This window comes from Pseudomonas sp. Sample_11 (genome assembly GCF_004307505.1).
Lineage (GTDB): Bacteria > Pseudomonadota > Gammaproteobacteria > Pseudomonadales > Pseudomonadaceae > Aquipseudomonas > Aquipseudomonas atacamensis.
On the sequence record NZ_RCOD01000048.1, the window covers coordinates 41,933 to 58,347 of the forward strand.

Annotated in this window: 19 protein-coding genes, 1 tRNA gene and 1 pseudogene; 2 read left to right on the top strand and 19 right to left on the bottom strand. The window is 59.3% G+C overall.

Features of this window, described 5'->3' with window-relative positions; translation table 11 throughout:
* Positions 1-9 precede the first annotated feature (9 nt).
* The 11 genes from ndk to trmJ form a co-directional block, all read right to left on the bottom strand.
* Positions 10-435 carry a nucleoside-diphosphate kinase gene (gene ndk, locus D8U60_RS11820; protein WP_024014216.1) on the bottom strand — a complete coding sequence of 142 codons (426 nt, stop codon included), beginning with the start codon at positions 433-435 and terminating at the stop codon, positions 10-12.
* An 87-nt stretch (positions 436-522) separates the two neighbouring features.
* Positions 523-723, bottom strand: coding sequence for a Fe-S cluster assembly protein IscX (iscX, locus tag D8U60_RS11825; protein WP_016773328.1), 201 nt, complete (start codon positions 721-723; stop codon positions 523-525).
* A 14-nt stretch (positions 724-737) separates the two neighbouring features.
* Entirely contained in the window at positions 738-1,079 is a 342-nt protein-coding gene (gene fdx, locus D8U60_RS11830; RefSeq protein WP_016773327.1) for an ISC system 2Fe-2S type ferredoxin, read from the bottom strand.
* Positions 1,079-2,944 carry a Fe-S protein assembly chaperone HscA gene (hscA, locus tag D8U60_RS11835; protein WP_024014218.1) on the bottom strand — a complete coding sequence of 622 codons (1,866 nt, stop codon included), beginning with the start codon at positions 2,942-2,944 and terminating at the stop codon, positions 1,079-1,081. Before hscA ends, fdx begins: the two co-directional genes overlap by 1 nt.
* 50 nt (positions 2,945-2,994) lie before the next feature.
* Positions 2,995-3,516 carry a co-chaperone HscB gene (hscB, locus tag D8U60_RS11840; protein WP_016773325.1) on the bottom strand — a complete coding sequence of 174 codons (522 nt, stop codon included), beginning with the start codon at positions 3,514-3,516 and terminating at the stop codon, positions 2,995-2,997.
* Positions 3,517-3,524: 8 nt separating this feature from the next.
* The gene (gene iscA / locus D8U60_RS11845; RefSeq protein WP_003227904.1) at positions 3,525-3,848 is read right to left on the bottom strand and encodes an iron-sulfur cluster assembly protein IscA; all 324 of its coding nucleotides are present in this window, start codon (positions 3,846-3,848) and stop codon (positions 3,525-3,527) included.
* A gap of 34 nt (positions 3,849-3,882) precedes the next feature.
* Positions 3,883-4,269: a Fe-S cluster assembly scaffold IscU gene (gene iscU / locus D8U60_RS11850; RefSeq protein WP_003227907.1), complete on the bottom strand. Its 387-nt coding sequence runs from the start codon at positions 4,267-4,269 to the stop codon at positions 3,883-3,885.
* Between the two features lie 100 nt (positions 4,270-4,369).
* Positions 4,370-5,584 carry an IscS subfamily cysteine desulfurase gene (locus D8U60_RS11855; RefSeq protein ID WP_016773324.1) on the bottom strand — a complete coding sequence of 405 codons (1,215 nt, stop codon included), beginning with the start codon at positions 5,582-5,584 and terminating at the stop codon, positions 4,370-4,372.
* Between the two features lie 50 nt (positions 5,585-5,634).
* Positions 5,635-6,126 (bottom strand): Fe-S cluster assembly transcriptional regulator IscR, encoded by a 492-nt coding sequence (iscR, locus tag D8U60_RS11860; protein ID WP_016773323.1) that lies wholly within the window; start codon positions 6,124-6,126, stop codon positions 5,635-5,637.
* 245 nt (positions 6,127-6,371) lie between these two features.
* The gene (gene cysE / locus D8U60_RS11865) at positions 6,372-7,148 is read right to left on the bottom strand and encodes a serine O-acetyltransferase (RefSeq protein ID WP_024014221.1); all 777 of its coding nucleotides are present in this window, start codon (positions 7,146-7,148) and stop codon (positions 6,372-6,374) included.
* A 3-nt stretch (positions 7,149-7,151) separates the two neighbouring features.
* Positions 7,152-7,922, bottom strand: coding sequence for a tRNA (cytosine(32)/uridine(32)-2'-O)-methyltransferase TrmJ (trmJ, locus tag D8U60_RS11870; protein ID WP_073473313.1), 771 nt, complete (start codon positions 7,920-7,922; stop codon positions 7,152-7,154).
* Between the two features lie 145 nt (positions 7,923-8,067).
* Between trmJ and suhB the strand changes: the two genes are divergently transcribed.
* Positions 8,068-8,886, top strand: a complete 819-nt coding sequence (gene suhB, locus D8U60_RS11875; protein WP_016773320.1) for an inositol-phosphate phosphatase — start codon at positions 8,068-8,070, stop codon at positions 8,884-8,886.
* A 192-nt stretch (positions 8,887-9,078) separates the two neighbouring features.
* On the opposite strand, the gene D8U60_RS11880 is transcribed toward suhB, so the two are convergent.
* The 6 genes from D8U60_RS11880 to queA form a co-directional block, all read right to left on the bottom strand.
* Positions 9,079-9,627 (bottom strand): glycine zipper 2TM domain-containing protein, encoded by a 549-nt coding sequence (locus D8U60_RS11880; RefSeq protein WP_007916907.1) that lies wholly within the window; start codon positions 9,625-9,627, stop codon positions 9,079-9,081.
* Between the two features lie 121 nt (positions 9,628-9,748).
* A complete protein-coding gene (secF, locus tag D8U60_RS11885; RefSeq protein WP_110603668.1) occupies positions 9,749-10,663 on the bottom strand; it encodes a protein translocase subunit SecF in 915 nt (304 codons plus the stop codon).
* 9 nt (positions 10,664-10,672) lie between these two features.
* Complete coding sequence (gene secD / locus D8U60_RS11890) at positions 10,673-12,541, bottom strand: protein translocase subunit SecD (protein WP_016773318.1); 1,869 nt, start codon at positions 12,539-12,541, stop codon at positions 10,673-10,675.
* 65 nt (positions 12,542-12,606) lie between these two features.
* Positions 12,607-12,945: a preprotein translocase subunit YajC gene (gene yajC, locus D8U60_RS11895; protein ID WP_016773317.1), complete on the bottom strand. Its 339-nt coding sequence runs from the start codon at positions 12,943-12,945 to the stop codon at positions 12,607-12,609.
* Between the two features lie 44 nt (positions 12,946-12,989).
* Positions 12,990-14,105: a tRNA guanosine(34) transglycosylase Tgt gene (gene tgt, locus D8U60_RS11900; RefSeq protein ID WP_160768392.1), complete on the bottom strand. Its 1,116-nt coding sequence runs from the start codon at positions 14,103-14,105 to the stop codon at positions 12,990-12,992.
* Between the two features lie 14 nt (positions 14,106-14,119).
* Positions 14,120-15,184 carry a tRNA preQ1(34) S-adenosylmethionine ribosyltransferase-isomerase QueA gene (gene queA, locus D8U60_RS11905; RefSeq protein WP_016773315.1) on the bottom strand — a complete coding sequence of 355 codons (1,065 nt, stop codon included), beginning with the start codon at positions 15,182-15,184 and terminating at the stop codon, positions 14,120-14,122.
* 108 nt (positions 15,185-15,292) lie between these two features.
* On the opposite strand from queA, the gene D8U60_RS11910 reads away from it, so the two are divergent.
* A tRNA-Leu gene (locus D8U60_RS11910) sits at positions 15,293-15,377 on the top strand.
* A gap of 313 nt (positions 15,378-15,690) precedes the next feature.
* Here D8U60_RS11910 and D8U60_RS11915 read toward each other — a convergent pair.
* Together D8U60_RS11915 and D8U60_RS11920 are read right to left on the bottom strand one after the other, a co-directional pair.
* Positions 15,691-16,047 (bottom strand): hypothetical protein, encoded by a 357-nt coding sequence (locus D8U60_RS11915; protein WP_122507813.1) that lies wholly within the window; start codon positions 16,045-16,047, stop codon positions 15,691-15,693.
* A 67-nt stretch (positions 16,048-16,114) separates the two neighbouring features.
* Positions 16,115-16,234 (bottom strand): annotated as a pseudogene (locus D8U60_RS11920) (PAAR domain-containing protein); the annotation flags it as partial.
* Positions 16,235-16,415 lie beyond the last annotated feature (181 nt).

Genomic DNA, 16,415 nt, shown 5'->3' on the forward strand with positions numbered 1-16,415 from the left:
AAGCAATGCTTAGCGAGTGGTTACTTCAGTAGCTGCGAAGAAGTAAGCGATTTCGCGAGCGGCAGCAGCTTCGGAGTCCGAACCGTGAACGGCGTTGGCGTCGATCGATTCAGCGAAGTCAGCACGGATGGTGCCGGCAGCAGCTTCTTTAGGGTTGGTAGCGCCCATCAGCTCACGGTTGCGAGCGATAGCGTTTTCACCTTCCAGAACCTGAACGACAACCGGGCCGGAAGTCATGAAAGCAACCAGGTCACCGAAGAAACCGCGCTCGCTGTGCTCAGCGTAGAAGCCTTCGGCTTCGGCTTTGGACAGTTGCTTCAGTTTCGAAGCTACAACGCGCAGGCCAGCGTCTTCGAAGCGAGTGGTGATCTTGCCGATCACGTTTTTAGCAACGGCGTCAGGCTTGATGATGGAGAAAGTACGTTGAACAGCCATGGTGTAACTCCAGAAACGGTAATTTGCGAAAAATTAAACCCGCGAATTATACGCGGGTTCTTGGGTATTGCCTAACCTGCGAGACGATCAGTCCAATTCTGCGGCCCAGAGCTCCTGAACCGCTTCGAGCACCTTCTCGCCGACCCGGCCGGAAGTAGCATCGAAGTCAGGCAGTTCAAGAATCATCTGCTGCAAACGGACGAAACCTACAGAATACGGGTCGAGTCCCTCATGGGCCTCGGCCAGCTCTTCTGCAATGCGTTGAACATCATTCCAACCGTAGCTCATGACAGTCTTACCAGTCAGTGCGGCGCTTCGGCCGCATGGTTAAGCGAATATTTCGGAATCTCGACGGTGAGGTCTTCCTCACCGACGATGGCCTGGCAAGCCAGACGCGATTGCGCCTCAAGGCCCCAGGCACGATCGAGGAAGTCTTCTTCCAGCTCGTCGGCCTCTTCCAGCGAGTCGAAACCCTCGCGGATGATGCAGTGGCACGTGGTGCAGGCGCAGACGCCGCCGCACGCGCTTTCCATCTCGATATGGTGTTCATGGGCCAGTTCGAGAATCGATGTGCCGGGCGCAGCCTCGACCACCATACCTTCAGGGCAGAACTTCTCGTGGGGCAGAAAAATGACCTGCGGCATCAGATATCCTCGATTTCATTCAGGTTGCGCCCCGACAGAGCGGCTTTCACCGTCAGATCCATGCGGCGGGCAGCAAAAGCATCGGTCACTTGCGACAGACGCTTGGTCTGCTGCTCGATGGCGTAACCATCGGTACCTTTCATCAGTTCGGCCAGTTCCTGCATTTGCAGTTCGATGACCATGCGCTCTTCGGCGTCGAGCAAACGCTCGCCATCGGCATCCAGCGCGCCCTGCACCGCTTCGAGCAGGCGCTGGGCATCGACTTGCTGCTCACGCAGAACGCGGGCGACCTTGTCGTCATTGGCATGCTGGAACGAATCTTTAAGCATCTTGGCGATTTCGCCGTCGGTCAGTCCGTAGGAAGGCTTGACCTGAATGCTCGCTTCAACGCCCGAGCCCAATTCACGGGCAGACACGCTGAGCAGACCGTCGGCATCGACCTGGAAGGTCACGCGAATTTTCGCCGCACCGGCCACCATCGCCGGAATGCCGCGCAATTCGAAACGTGCCAGAGAGCGGCAATCGCTGATCAGCTCGCGCTCACCCTGCAACACGTGGATCGCCATGGCCGACTGGCCGTCTTTATAGGTGGTGAAGTCCTGAGCGCGGGCGACGGGGATGGTGGTGTTGCGCGGAATCACCTTCTCCATCAGACCGCCCATGGTTTCCAAACCAAGGGAAAGCGGAATCACGTCGAGCAGCAGCAGTTCGCCGCCATCGCGCTTGTTGCCAGCCAGGGTGTCAGCCTGGATCGCGGCACCGATGGCCACCACTTGATCCGGGTCGATTTCCGTCAATGGTTGACGACCGAAGGCTTCGGCAACGGCTTCGCGAACGCGCGGCACACGGGTCGAACCGCCGACCATGACCACAGCGTGGACGTCTTCCAGTTCAATACCGGAATCGCGAACGGCGCGGCGGCAGGCTTTCAGGCTGCGCGCGACCATTGGCTCGATCAGCGCATCGAAGGCTTCGCGAGTCAACTGGGCTTTCCAGTCGCCGTAAGCCACTTCCACACTGGCCGCATCGGTCAGGGCTTCTTTGGCCGCGCAGGCGGTTTGCAGCAGATTGCGTTGCGCGCCCGGGTCGAGATCGGCGGAGAGGCCAGCGCTCTCGATGATCCAGCCGGCAATCGCGTGATCAAAGTCATCGCCGCCCAGCGCGCTGTCGCCGCCAGTGGCCAGAACTTCAAAAACGCCGCCGGTCAGACGCAGAATGGAGATATCGAAAGTACCGCCGCCCAGATCGTAGATCGCCACCAGACCTTCGGCGTGCTGATCCAGACCGTAAGCCACCGCAGCCGCAGTCGGTTCGTTGAGCAGACGCAACACGTTCAGACCGGCGAGTTTGGCCGCATCTTTGGTGGCCTGACGCTGCGCATCGTCGAAGTAGGCAGGAACGGTGATTACCGCGCCAACCAGTTCGCCACCCAAGGTCGCTTCAGCGCGCTGACGCAGGACCTTGAGGATATCGGCGGAGACTTCAACCGGGCTTTTCGGGCCTTGCACGGTGTCGATGAACGGCATGTGCGATTCGCCGCCGACAAAGCGGTACGGCAGTTGCTCGCCCAATTGCTTGACGTCGGACAGACCACGACCCATCAAGCGCTTGACCGAGAGCACGGTGTTCAGAGGATCGGAGGCTGCCGCCAGCTTGGCGGACTCACCGACTTCGACGCGGTCGGCGTGATAACGCACGGCGGACGGCAGGATGACCTGCCCGTTGGCGTCGGCCAGCGGTTCGGAAAGACCACTGCGCAGCGCAGCGACCAGCGAATTGGTAGTACCCAGGTCGATGCCCACAGCCAGACGGCGCTGGTGCGGTTGAGGACTTTGGCCGGGTTCGGCGATCTGCAGTAGAGCCATGGTGATCAGGTCTTGTCTGTCTGTCAGCGTGCAATCAGGGCAGCACTGGGTTAATCGTCGAGGCGCTCTTCCAGCTGGCGCACTTCGTAGGTGAGCTTGTCGAGGAACTGCATGCGCCGCATCAGGCGTTCGGCCTGCTCGCGTTGCGCTGCATCATCCCAACAGGCTGCGAAGCTTTCGTTGAGCTGTTCCTGAGCCGCCTTCAAGCGACGCTTGAATACCGCGACACCGTCGAGGTCGGCACTGTCCTGCAGATCTTCAAGCTCTTCGCGCCATTGCATCTGCTGCAAAAGAAACTCGGGATCGTGGACGGTGACTTCCATCGGCACTTCATGCCCGCTGATTTTCAGCAGGTAGCGTGCGCGCTGGGCCGGACTCTTGAGCGTCTGGTAGGCGTCGTTGAGCCGCGCCGATTGCTCGAGCGCCGAGCGCTGCTCGCGTTCGGATGCATCGGCAAAGCGGTCAGGATGGACGCCGCGCGCCAACTCACGGTAGCGCGTGGCCAACTGCTCGAGATCCAGGCGGAAGCTCGGTTGCAGCTCGAATAAAGCGAAATGACAAGGAATACCCACGACCAGCCTCAGATGTTGAAGCTTTCGCCGCAGCCACATTCACCGCGCACGTTGGGGTTGTTGAACTTGAAGCCTTCGTTCAACCCTTCCTTGACGAAGTCGAGCTCGGTGCCGTCCAGGTAGGCCAGGCTTTTCGGGTCGATGATCACTTTTTCGCCGTGACTCTCGAACACCTGATCCTCCGCCACTACCTCGTCGACAAACTCCAGCACATAGGCAAGGCCGGAACAGCCTGTGGTGCGAACACCCAGACGAATCCCTTCACCTTTGCCGCGCCCGTCGAGGGAGCGCCGCACGTGTCGAGCAGCCGCTTCTGTCATGCTGATAGCCATCGTTGACTCCTTACTCGTCGCCGAATCTTGAAATTCAGATCAAGCCTTTCTTCTGCTTGTAGTCGCGAACAGCCGCTTTGATAGCGTCTTCAGCGAGCACGGAGCAGTGGATTTTCACTGGCGGCAAAGCCAGTTCTTCGGCCAGCTGAGTGTTCTTGATGGTTTCGGCTTCGTCCAGGGTCTTGCCCTTCATCCACTCGGTAGCGAGGGAGCTGGAGGCGATTGCCGAACCGCAACCGTAGGTCTTGAACTTGGCGTCTTCGATAACGCCCTGATCGTTGACCTTGATCTGCAGACGCATCACGTCGCCGCACGCCGGAGCGCCGACCATGCCGGTGCCGACATCAGGATCTTCCGCGTTCATCTTGCCGACGTTGCGCGGGTTTTCGTAGTGGTCGATGACCTTTTCGCTGTAAGCCATGATTCTCAATCCTCACTCATCAGGGCCGCTCTTGAGACCCTGCAACTGCGCTGCGTTAACGCCGCGTCGCTACAGGATCTGTATCCGGCGGCTTCTATAGTTAGTGTGCCGCCCACTCGATTTTCGAGATATCGACGCCGTCTTTGTACATGTCCCACAGCGGCGACAGAGCGCGCAGCTTGGTAACGGCCTCGCAGACTTTCTGCGCGGCGTAGTCGATTTCTTCTTCGGTGGTGAAACGGCCGAAGGTAAAGCGGATCGAGCTGTGTGCCAGTTCGTCGTTGCGGCCCAGGGCGCGCAGTACGTACGAAGGCTCCAGCGAAGCCGAGGTGCAGGCCGAACCGGACGATACCGCCAGATCCTTGAGCGCCATGATCAGCGACTCGCCTTCAACGTAGTTGAAGCTCAGGTTCAGGTTGTGCGGAACGCGGGCGGTCAGGCTGCCGTTGACGTACAGCTCTTCCAGATGCTCGACCTGCTTGTAGAAGCGATCGCTCAAGGCTTTGATGCGCACGTTTTCAGCGGCCATGTCTTCCTTGGCTACGCGGAACGCTTCGCCCATGCCGACGATCTGGTGGGTCGCAAGGGTGCCGGAACGCATGCCGCGCTCGTGACCGCCGCCGTGCATGGTCGCTTCGATGCGCACACGCGGCTTGCGGCTGACGTACAGCGCGCCGATGCCTTTAGGGCCATAAGTCTTGTGGGCGGAGAACGACATCATGTCGACCTTCAGCTTCTGCAGATCGATTTCGACCTTGCCGGTGGACTGAGCCGCGTCGACATGGAACAGCACGCCTTTGGCGCGCAGCATCTCGCCGATGGCGGCGATGTCGTTGATGGTGCCGATTTCGTTGTTGACGTGCATCACCGACACCAGAATGGTGTCTTCGCGCAGTGCCGCGTCAATCATTGCCGGGGTGATCAGACCGTCTTCGGTCGGCTCGAGGTAGGTCACTTCGAAACCTTCACGCTCCAGCTGGCGCATGGTGTCGAGGACAGCCTTGTGCTCGATCTTGCTGGTGATCAGGTGCTTGCCCTTGGAGGCGTAGAAATGTGCCGCGCCCTTGATCGCCAGGTTGTCGGATTCGGTGGCACCGGAGGTCCAGACGATTTCGCGCGGGTCGGCGTTGACCAGATCGGCCACCTGACGACGAGCGTTTTCGACGGACTCTTCAGCCTTCCAGCCGAACACGTGGGAGCGGGACGCCGGGTTACCGAAGTTTCCGTCGACCAGCAGGCATTCACTCATTTTCTGCGCAACGCGCGGATCAACCGGGGTGGTTGCAGAGTAATCAAGGTAAATCGGCAATTTCATGGACTATCTCCTAAATCAGGGCTGGCGTGCCGCGGGTAGCTCTTCGGCTGTCATTCGACGGCGGACGCTTCAATCTTGTCCAGGCGTGGCGCCTTGCTGCTGCAACGGCGCTGGTCCTGACGCTGGGCCACTTCTTGTACCTCACGGCGAGTCACAAGGTCGGCCAAGCTGATACCGCTCAGAAATTCGTGAATCTGCAGGCTCAAGTCGCACCACAGATGATGGGTCAGGCAGGTATCGCCGGAATGGCAATCGCCCTGGCCCTGGCACTTGGTGGCATCGACCGATTCGTTCACCGCATCGATCACCTGGGCGACCTGGATGCCCTGCATGTCGCGGGACAACTGGTAGCCACCACCCGGACCGCGAACGCTGGAAACCAGATTGCTGCGGCGCAGCTTGGCGAACAGCTGTTCGAGGTAGGACAGGGAGATGCCTTGGCGCTCGGAGATATCGGCCAGAGACACCGGCCCGTGCTGCGCGTGCAACGCCAGGTCAAGCATGGCGGTCACGGCGTATCGGCCTTTTGTAGTCAGTCGCATGGACAGTTACCACGGAGTTCGGAATGGGCGGGAGTATGCAATTCCCGAGCATTTAAGTCAACTATAAGACCTAGTGCTTTAGTCGGGTTTACCCGCAAAAGAGCGCGCGAATGATAGCAGGGTCTGCAGCCCAATGGCACACCAGCTGCTGGACGCCTTTGTAGGAGCTGCCGAAGGCTGCGATCTTTTGATCTTAAGAAGGCAAAATCAAAAGATCGCAGCCTTCGGCAGCTCCTACAGAGGCTTTAGCCGGCTTTCGATTCGTCCTTGCCTTTGACGCAGGCGAAGTCTTCTTCGCGCAGCTCAGGCAGATCTTTCGCACAGTAATTGCTGCCCAGATCCTTCAGCGCGCCGCACATGCCTTCCAGGCGCCCATCCACCGCTTGCAGATGGTCGAGCAACTGGCCGATGGCGCGGGCCACCGGGTCGGGCATGTCTTCGCTGACACCGTAGGCGTCGAAACCGATCTTTTCCGCCATGGCTTTGCGCTTGGCGTCCTGCTCTTCATCGGTCTTGACGATGATCCGCCCCGGAATCCCCACCACCGTGGCGCCCGGCGGCACTTCCTTGGTGACCACAGCGTTGGAGCCGACTTTGGCGCCGGCACCCACCGTGAACGGGCCAAGCACCTTGGCGCCAGCGCCGACCACCACGCCGTCACCCAGTGTCGGGTGGCGCTTGCCTTTGTTCCAGCTGGTGCCGCCGAGGGTCACGCCTTGATAGATGGTGACGTCGTCGCCGATCTCGGCGGTTTCACCAATAACGATGCCCATGCCGTGGTCGATGAAGAACCGCCGACCGACCTTGGCGCCCGGATGAATCTCGATCCCGGTCAGCCAGCGACCGAAGTTCGACACCAGTCGCGCCAGCCACTTCAACTCGTTGCGCCAGAGCATGCCGGCCAGACGATGAATCCAGATCGCATGCATGCCGGGGTAGCAGGTCAGGACTTCAAAAGCGTTACGCGCCGCCGGGTCTCGATGGAATACGCTTTGGATATCTTCACGCAAACGCTCAAACATCATTCAATCCTTCCGCTTTAGAAGCTCGCCACGGGCCGCTTTCTGGGTTTCCGTGAGGATGCCACGCAAAATATTCATTTCCGCCCGGCTGACCGAGCTGCGTCCGTACAACCGGCGCAGGCGCGCCATCAAGTGGCGTGGCTTTTCCGGGTCGAGGAATTCGATGGCAACCAGTGTCTGCTCCAGGTGCTCATAGAATCGCTCCAGCTCATCCATGGTCGCCAGCTCGGCGCTTTTCACCGAGGCCACTTCTTCTTTCTCGACCTTGCTCGGCTGACCCTGTGCGGCCAGCCAGGCCATGCGCACTTCATAACTCAATACCTGCACCGCCGCCCCGAGATTCAGCGAACTGAAGGTCGGGTCGGAAGGGATGTGCACGTGAAAATGACATCGCTGCAGCTCTTCGTTGGTCAGGCCGGAATCTTCACGGCCGAACACCAAAGCAATCTCGGCGCCCTGCCCGGCTTCCTCAACCACTTTGTTGCCGCATTCGCGCGGATCGAGCAGGGGCCAGGGAATGCGCCGGTCACGGGCGCTGGTGCCGAGCACCAGATTGCAACCTACCAAAGCGTCTTCCAAGGTGGCGACGACTTGCGCGTTTTCAAGGATGTCACCAGCACCGGAGGCGCGGGCGTCGGCCTCGTGGTGCGGGAAGACCCGCGGCTCGACCAGCACCAGTCGCGACAGACCCATGTTTTTCATGGCGCGCGCGGCCCCGCCGATGTTGCCGGGGTGACTGGTGTTGACCAGGACGACACGAATGTTCTGCAGCAAGGGAGGCGCTCTCGGACACAGGAAAGGGGGGCAAATCTTACAGAACAGCCTACCGTTAAGCTATGAAAGCGAACAGCGTCCTTCACCTGAAGAAAAGTTCTGATAGAATGCGCGGCTTTCTTTAACAACCTTAGGTGACACATCCATGCAGCCCATGCTGAATATCGCGCTGCGCGCCGCCCGCAGCGCCAGTGAACTGATCTTCCGCTCCATCGAGCGCCTGGATACCATCAAGGTCGACGAAAAAGACGCCAAGGATTACGTATCCGAGGTCGATCGCGCCGCTGAACAGAAAATCATCGATGCCCTGCGCAAGGCTTACCCGAATCACTCGATTCAGGGTGAAGAAACCGGCCTGCACGCTGGCACCGGCATCGAAGGCGAAGAGTACCTGTGGATCATCGATCCGCTGGACGGCACCACCAACTTCCTCCGTGGCATTCCGCACTTTGCAGTGAGCATTGCCTGCAAATATCGTGGTCGCCTGGAGCACGCAGTGGTTCTGGACCCGGTTCGCCAGGAAGAATTCACCGCCAGCCGTGGTCGCGGCGCTCAACTGAACGGTCGTCGTCTGCGCGTAAGCGGTCGCACCAGCCTCGACGGCGCTTTGCTCGGCACTGGCTTCCCGTTCCGTGACGATCAGATGGACAACCTCGACAACTACCTGGGCATGTTCCGCGCTCTGGTTGGCCAGACTGCCGGCATCCGCCGCGCCGGTTCGGCGAGCCTGGACCTGGCTTACGTGGCTGCCGGTCGTTTCGATGCGTTCTGGGAATCGGGCCTGTCCGAGTGGGACATGGCTGCAGGCGCCCTGCTGATTCAAGAAGCCGGCGGCCTGGTGAGCGACTTCACCGGTGGTCACGACTTCCTTGAGAAAGGCCACATCGTTGCCGGCAACACCAAATGCTTCAAGGCAGTACTGACGGCGATCCAGCCGCACCTGCCGGCCTCGCTGAAGCGCTAAGCTTTGCGCGAAACCAGAAAGCACCCTCCGGGGTGCTTTTTTTTGCCCGCGATTCCACACCGCTCCCTGCAGGAACTGCCGAAGGCTGCTCCCACATTGATCAGGTGAATCAACGGGAGATCGGTTGACTGAAGAAATCGCGAGCACAAAAAAAGCACCCCGCAGGGTGCTTCTTTTCACAACCGTAAATCCTTACTGAGCCGGCTCATTCTGCGACAGGATCAGCTTGCCTTCCTTGTCGACCGGAATCTGGTTGCCCGGATCGCGATCCATCCGCACTTTGCCTTCCTTGCCATCAAGCGAGTAACGCACGTCGTAACCGACGACCTTGTCGCTGATGTCATTGACCGTGTTGCAGCGGGTTTGCGTGGTGGTGTAGGTGTCACGCTCCTGCATGCCCTCCTGCACCTTGTTGCCCGCATAACCGCCACCGACCGCACCGGCCACCGTGGCAATCTTCTTGCCGGTACCGCCGCCAATCTGGTTGCCCAGCAAACCACCGGCCAGCGCGCCGACCACGGTACCGGCGATCTGGTGTTGATCTTTTACCGGTGCCTGACGGGTCACCGTTACATCCTTGCATACTTCACGTGGAGTCTTGATCTGTGTCTTGACCGGCTCAACGGCTAATACTTGCGCATACTCAGGGCCGCTTTTAACCAGGCTGTAGGTGGCAACAGCACCCCCGGCTGTGACACCGACAGCACCCAATACCGCACCAACCAGCAACGACTTGTTCACATGAACCTCCTGACCATCACATGCGGGACGCGCCCGCGCTTCTCCCAGCCTTGGAGCACAAAAAAAGGCGCGAGTTCAACTCGCGCCTTTTGTTGGCTGACAGCCGGGAAATCGCTGACCGTTATGGACGGTCGTCGACTTCCTTGTCGGTGTTGGCCGGAGGAATCAGATCCTCGGTGGTCAGGTTCAGCCAGATCAGCACCACGTTGGCGATGTAGATCGACGAGTAAGTACCCGCCAGTACACCGATGAACAGTGCGATGGAGAAGCCGAACAGGTTGTCACCACCGAAGAACAGCAGCGCCGCGATCGCCAGCAGAGTGGAGATCGACGTCGCCATGGTGCGCAGCAGGGTCTGGGTGGTCGAGATGTTGATGTTCTCGATGAGCGTCGCCTTGCGCAGCACGCGGAAGTTCTCACGCACCCGGTCGAAAACCACGATGGTGTCGTTCAGCGAGTAACCGATGATCGCCAGCACCGCTGCCAGCACCGTCAGATCGAAGGTGATCTGGAAGTACGAGAGGATACCCACGGTCACGATGACGTCGTGGATCAGCGAGACAATGGCGCCGACCGCAAACTTCCACTGAAAGCGGAAGGCCAGGTAGATCAGGATGCCGCCGAGCGCCAGCAGCATGCCGAGGCCGCCCTGGTCGCGCAGCTCTTCACCGACCTGCGGGCCGACGAACTCGACACGCTTGACCGTCGCCGGGTTGTCGCCGCCGACTTTCTGCAATGCGTCTGCGACCTGATGGCCCAGCTGCGGGTCTTCACCCGGCATGCGCACCAGCAGATCGGTGGTCGCACCGAAGTTCTGCACCACGGCTTCGTGATAACCGGAAGTCGCCAGTTGCTCGCGCACCTTGGTGACATCGGCCGGACGCTCGTAGGTCAGCTCGATGAGCGTACCGCCGGTGAAGTCCAGGCCCCAGTTCATGCCCTTGGTGGCGACACTGAACAAGGCAATGACGGTAAGCAGCAATGTGACGCCGAACGCGAAGTTGCGAACGCCCATGAAGTTGATTGTACGTAACATGGCAGCCCCTTAAATCCACAACTTCTTGAAGTCACGTCCGCCAAAGATCAGGTTGACCATTGCGCGGGTCACCATGATGGCCGTGAACATCGAGGTAAAGATCCCGAGGGACATCGTCACTGCGAAACCCTTCACCGGGCCGGTGCCCATGGCGAAGAGAATGCCGCCGACCAGCAAGGTGGTCAGGTTGGCGTCGAGAATCGCGGTGAATGCCCGGCCGAAGCCTTCGTTGATTGCCCGCTGCACAGTCATGCCGGCGGCGATCTCTTCACGAATCCGCGAGAAGATCAGTACGTTGGCGTCGACCGCCATACCCATCGTCAAGACGATACCGGCGATACCCGGCAGGGTCAGCGTGGCGCCCAGCAACGACATCAACGCCAGCAGCAGCACCATGTTCACCGCCAGCGCGACGGTGGCGATGACGCCGAAGAAGCGGTAGATGGCGATGATGAACAGCGACACGAACAGCATGCCCCACAGGGAAGCGTCGATACCTTTGGTGATGTTGTCAGCACCCAGGCTCGGACCGATTGTGCGCTCTTCAGCGAAGTACATCGGTGCAGCCAGACCACCGGCGCGCAGCAGCAGTGCCAGCTCGGACGACTCACCCTGACCGTTCAGGCCAGTGATGCGGAATTGCGCACCCAGCGGCGACTGAATGGTCGCCAGGCTGATGATCTTCTTCTCTTCCTTGAACGTCTGCACCGCAACGTCTTTCTCGACGCCATCAACCACTTGCTTGGTGTAAGTGGTGACCGGACGCTGTTCGATGAAGATCACCGCCATGCTGCGACCGACGTTGGAACGGGTCGCGCGGCTCATCAGCTCGCCACCGTGACCATCCAGACGGATGTTCACTTCAGGCGTGCCGTGTTCGCCGAAACCGGCCTTGGCGTCGGTGACCTGGTCACCGGTGATGATCAGGCCACGCTCGATCTGCGCTGGCGGACGGTTGCCTTCGCGGAATTCGAACGATTCGGAAGTGGCTTTCGAAGCGCCCGGCTCGGCGGCCAGACGGAACTCAAGGTTGGCCGTCTTGCCGAGAATACGCTTGGCTTCGGCAGTGTCCTGCACGCCCGGCAGCTCAACCACGATGCGGTTGGCGCCCTGACGCTGCACGATCGGTTCGGCAACACCCAGCTCGTTGACGCGGTTACGTACCGTGGTCAGGTTCTGCTTGATGGAGTATTCACGGATTTCCGCCAGCTTGGCCGGGGTCATCGCCAGACGCAGCACCGGTTGACCGTTGAGGTCGGCCGGAACAATGTCGAAATCGTTGAAGTTCTTGCGGATCAGCGCACGGGCCTGTTCGCGGGAGTCTTCATCGCTGAAGCCCAACTGAATGGCACCGCCCAGTTGCGGCAGGCTGCGATAGCGCAGCTTCTCTTTGCGCAGCAGGCTCTTGACGTCGCCTTCGTAGACTTTCAGGCGCGCATCGAGGGCTTTGTCCATGTCCACTTCGAGCAGGAAGTGCACACCACCGGACAAGTCCAGACCCAGCTTCATCGGGTGCGCACCGAGGTTGCGCAGCCATTGCGGGGTGGTCTGTGCCAGGTTCAGCGCGACGACGTAGTCATCACCCAATGCCTTGCGTACAACGTCCTTGGCCGGCAACTGATCTTCAGCCTTGCTCAGACGGATCAGACCGCCCTTGCCGCCCGCCGTCAGCGTTGCCGCCTTGACGTTGATGCCGGACTCTTTCAGCGCTGTGCTGACGCGAGCCAGATCGGCGTCATTGACCTGCAGAGCCGTGCTGGCGCCGCTGATCTGAATGGCCGGGTCATCGGGGTAAAGATTGGGAGCGGAATAAATCAGACCGATCGCCAGCACCGCCAGGATCAGAATGTATTTCCACAGAGGGTATTTGTTCAGCATCACGCCGCCCGTTATGAACGCGGGGCGCCTTGCGCGCCCCGTCGATTGAGTAGAAGTTGTTGCTCTTAGATCGCTTTCAGCGTGCCTTTTGGCAGCGTGGCGGCGATGGCGCCTTTCTGGAACTTCATTTCCACGGTGTCGGACACTTCCAGAACCACGAAGTCATCGGCAACCTTGGTGATCTTGCCGGCGATGCCGCCAGTGGTCACGACTTCGTCGCCCTTCTGCAGGCTGCTCAGCAGGTTCTTCTGCTCTTTGGCGCGCTTGGCCTGTGGACGCCAGATCATCAGGTAGAAGATGACCAGGAAGCCGACCAGGAAAATCCACTCGAAGCCGCCGCCCATTGGGCTTGCAGCAGCCGGTGCCGCTGCGTCAGCCATGGCGTTAGAGATAAAAAAGCTCATTTAGCACTCCAGTTGCAAATGTTGAATCTTGGGGGTCAGAAAACTCAGTCCAAAGGCGGAACGGGAAGTCCGCGTTTGGCGTAGAAGGCATCGACAAAGGCGGCCAATGTACCCTGTTGAATAGCCTCGCGCAAACCAGCCATCAGCACCTGATAATGGCGCAAGTTATGGATGGTATTGAGCATGCTGCCGAGCATTTCGCCGCACTTGTCCAGGTGATGCAGATAAGCGCGCGAGAAGTTCTGGCAGGTGTAGCAATCGCAGGTCGGATCCAGCGGCGATTCATCATGGCGATGGAACGCGTTACGGATCTTCAGCACACCGGTATCGATGAACAGATGCCCATTGCGGGCATTACGGGTTGGCATCACGCAATCGAACATGTCCACCCCGCGGCGCACACCCTCAACCAGATCTTCCGGTTTGCCAACGCCCATAAGGTAACGAGGTTTGTCAGCGGGCATCTGGCCCGGCAGATAATCCAGCACCTTGATCATTTCGTGCTTCGGTTCGCCCACCGACAGACCGCCGATGGCGAGGCCGTCGAAGCCGATCTTGTCGAGGCCTTCGAGCGAGCGCATGCGCAGGTTTTCATGCATGCCGCCCTGAACAATGCCGAACAGCGCCGCGGTGTTGTCGCCGTGGGCATTCTTCGAACGCTGCGCCCAACGCAACGACAGCTCCATCGATACGCGCGCGACGTCTTCGTCAGCCGGATACGGCGTGCATTCGTCGAAGATCATCACAATGTCGGAACCGAGATCGCGCTGCACCTGCATCGATTCTTCCGGACCCATGAACACTTTGGCGCCGTCGACCGGAGAAGCGAAGGTCACGCCCTCCTCCTTGATCTTGCGCATCGCGCCGAGGCTGAACACCTGGAAGCCGCCGGAGTCGGTGAGGATCGGGCCTTTCCACTGCATGAAATCGTGCAGGTCGCCGTGCTCCTTGATCACTTGAGTGCCGGGACGCAGCCACAGGTGAAAGGTGTTGCCCAGAATGATTTCCGCGCCCGTGGCGACGATGTCGCGCGGCAGCATGCCCTTGACCGTACCGTAGGTGCCGACCGGCATGAACGCCGGGGTCTCGACGGTGCCACGGGGGAAGGTCAGGCGACCACGACGAGCCTTGCCATCGGTGGCCAGCAGCTCAAAGGACATTCGACATTCGCGACTCATTCTGTTTCCTCTGGGCCTGTCTGTTCAGGGGCAGTTGGAGCGGGATTGCGGGTGATGAACATCGCATCCCCGTAACTGAAAAAGCGGTAGCCGTTTTCCACGGCGGCCTTGTAGGCGGCCATGGTTTCGGGATAACCGGCAAACGCGGAAACCAGCATCAACAGCGTGGATTCCGGCAAATGGAAATTGGTCACCAGGGCATCGACCACATGAAACGGCCGGCCCGGATAGATAAAGATGTCGGTGTCGCCACTGAACGGCTTGAGCACACCATCGCGCGCCGCACTTTCCAGCGAACGCACGCTGGTGGTGCCGACCGCAATCACCCGACCGCCACGCGCACGGCACGCAGCGACCGCATCGACCACATCCTGGCCGACTTCCAGCCACTCGCTGTGCATGTGGTGATCTTCGATCTTCTCGACACGCACCGGCTGAAACGTCCCCGCGCCGACGTGCAACGTCACGAACGCAGTCTCGACGCCCTTGGCAGCAATCGCCTGCATCAGCGGCTCGTCGAAATGCAGCCCCGCCGTCGGCGCTGCGACCGCACCCAGACGCTGGGCGTACACGGTCTGATAACGCTCGCGATCCGAGCCTTCATCCGGGCGGTCTATATAAGGAGGCAACGGCATGTGCCCGACGCGATCGAGCAGCGGCAAGACTTCCTCGGCAAAACCCAGCTCGAACAACGCATCATGACGCGCGAGCATCTCGGCTTCGCCACCGCCGTCGATAAGGATCTTCGAACCCGGCTTCGGCGACTTGCTGGAGCGCACATGGGCCAGCACGCGGTGCGCATCGAGCACGCGCTCGATGAGAATTTCCAGCTTGCCGCCGGACGCTTTCTGCCCGAACAGCCGCGCCGGAATCACCCGGGTATTGTTGAACACCATCAAATCGCCCGGGCGCAAATGCTCAAGCAAATCAGTGAATTGACGGTGTGCCAGGGCGCCGCTCGGCCCATCAAGGGTCAGCAGGCGACTACCGCGACGCTCGGCCAACGGATGGCGGGCGATCAGCGAATCAGGAAGCTCGAAAGTAAAGTCAGCAACGCGCATGATGGGGTTCGTCTAGCAGGGCCGGAAAGTCTAGCGGAAATATCAAAAATTGACCATGAAACGTGATTGACCAACGGTAATCACCTCTCTATACTTCGCCGCCATTGAGCCCTGATGGCGGAATTGGTAGACGCGGCGGATTCAAAATCCGTTTTCGAAAGGAGTGGGAGTTCGAGTCTCCCTCGGGGCACCAACACAGAGAAAAAGGTCTTGCGAAAGCAAGGCCTTTTTTTTCGTATGGAGGAAAGTGGAGGGTTGTTTTTGTCTTTTTTCCAAAACAATCAGGGCAACCAGCTTTTCACTCTTGCGGCGCCGGGGCCAACGCGCCACCGGCTAGCCTAATGCCCAACCGTCTAGGGCAACAAGCCCATCAAAAAACCTCAATCGAACCTGCAGTAATTGCTCTGACTCCATGTCCTGACGCTGGGGAACTGGCCGGATCGGTTACGTGCCGCAGGTTTTGCCAAACGCCCTGTCATAATCGCCTGATCCCGGCTAGTTCGAGCTCAAAGCCTACTTTCGATTTCCTCCCAGATGTATGCGTAGTTGTACTTCAACCAACGAACCAGCACTTTATCGAACTGGCGACGAAACCAGTTTCGCTCCCTAGCTTCCAGCCTTTCCTCAATCGACTCTCTCAGTATGTCGGGGTCGAAACCCGTCCATATCGGAGGCACAGGTGCAACGAGATTGGTAAAGCACACCGGCGCGACCTCTGAATAAAGAATTGAGTAAAGGATTTCAGGGTCGACACCTCTCACCTTATTCGCCAAATAATCATATTCCACGGGAAAATCATTGAATGGCTCGGAAAGAGCGGCTCTAACTTTTGTCAGTTGTGGCTCGGTCAGAAGATGTCCCAATGTGTGAGCTCCTCTAACTCTTCATCCAGTGAACTCGCTACCGCTTCGCCTGCAATACCACCGGCAGGCGAGCTGCGGGCAAACCATCGAAAAAAACGTCAGGCGAACCTGTCGCGATTGGGTTCGTTCCGTGCCCTGGAACAGGACAGCTGGAGGGATCGCTTTTACGAGCGGCTGGGTTAGCCATGGATGACTCCTGTCAAAAAAATCCTTTTCGAGAGGTAAACCTATCACGAAATTCAGCCTGGACGGCCGCATCCGATCATTCAAAAAAGTGCTCGATCACCAGACCGCGCTACCTGTTGCTTCGGTTAACGCGGTTGGTACTTCGCTGGCGTTTTCTACCTTGCCGTCAACTCAGGTTTCAG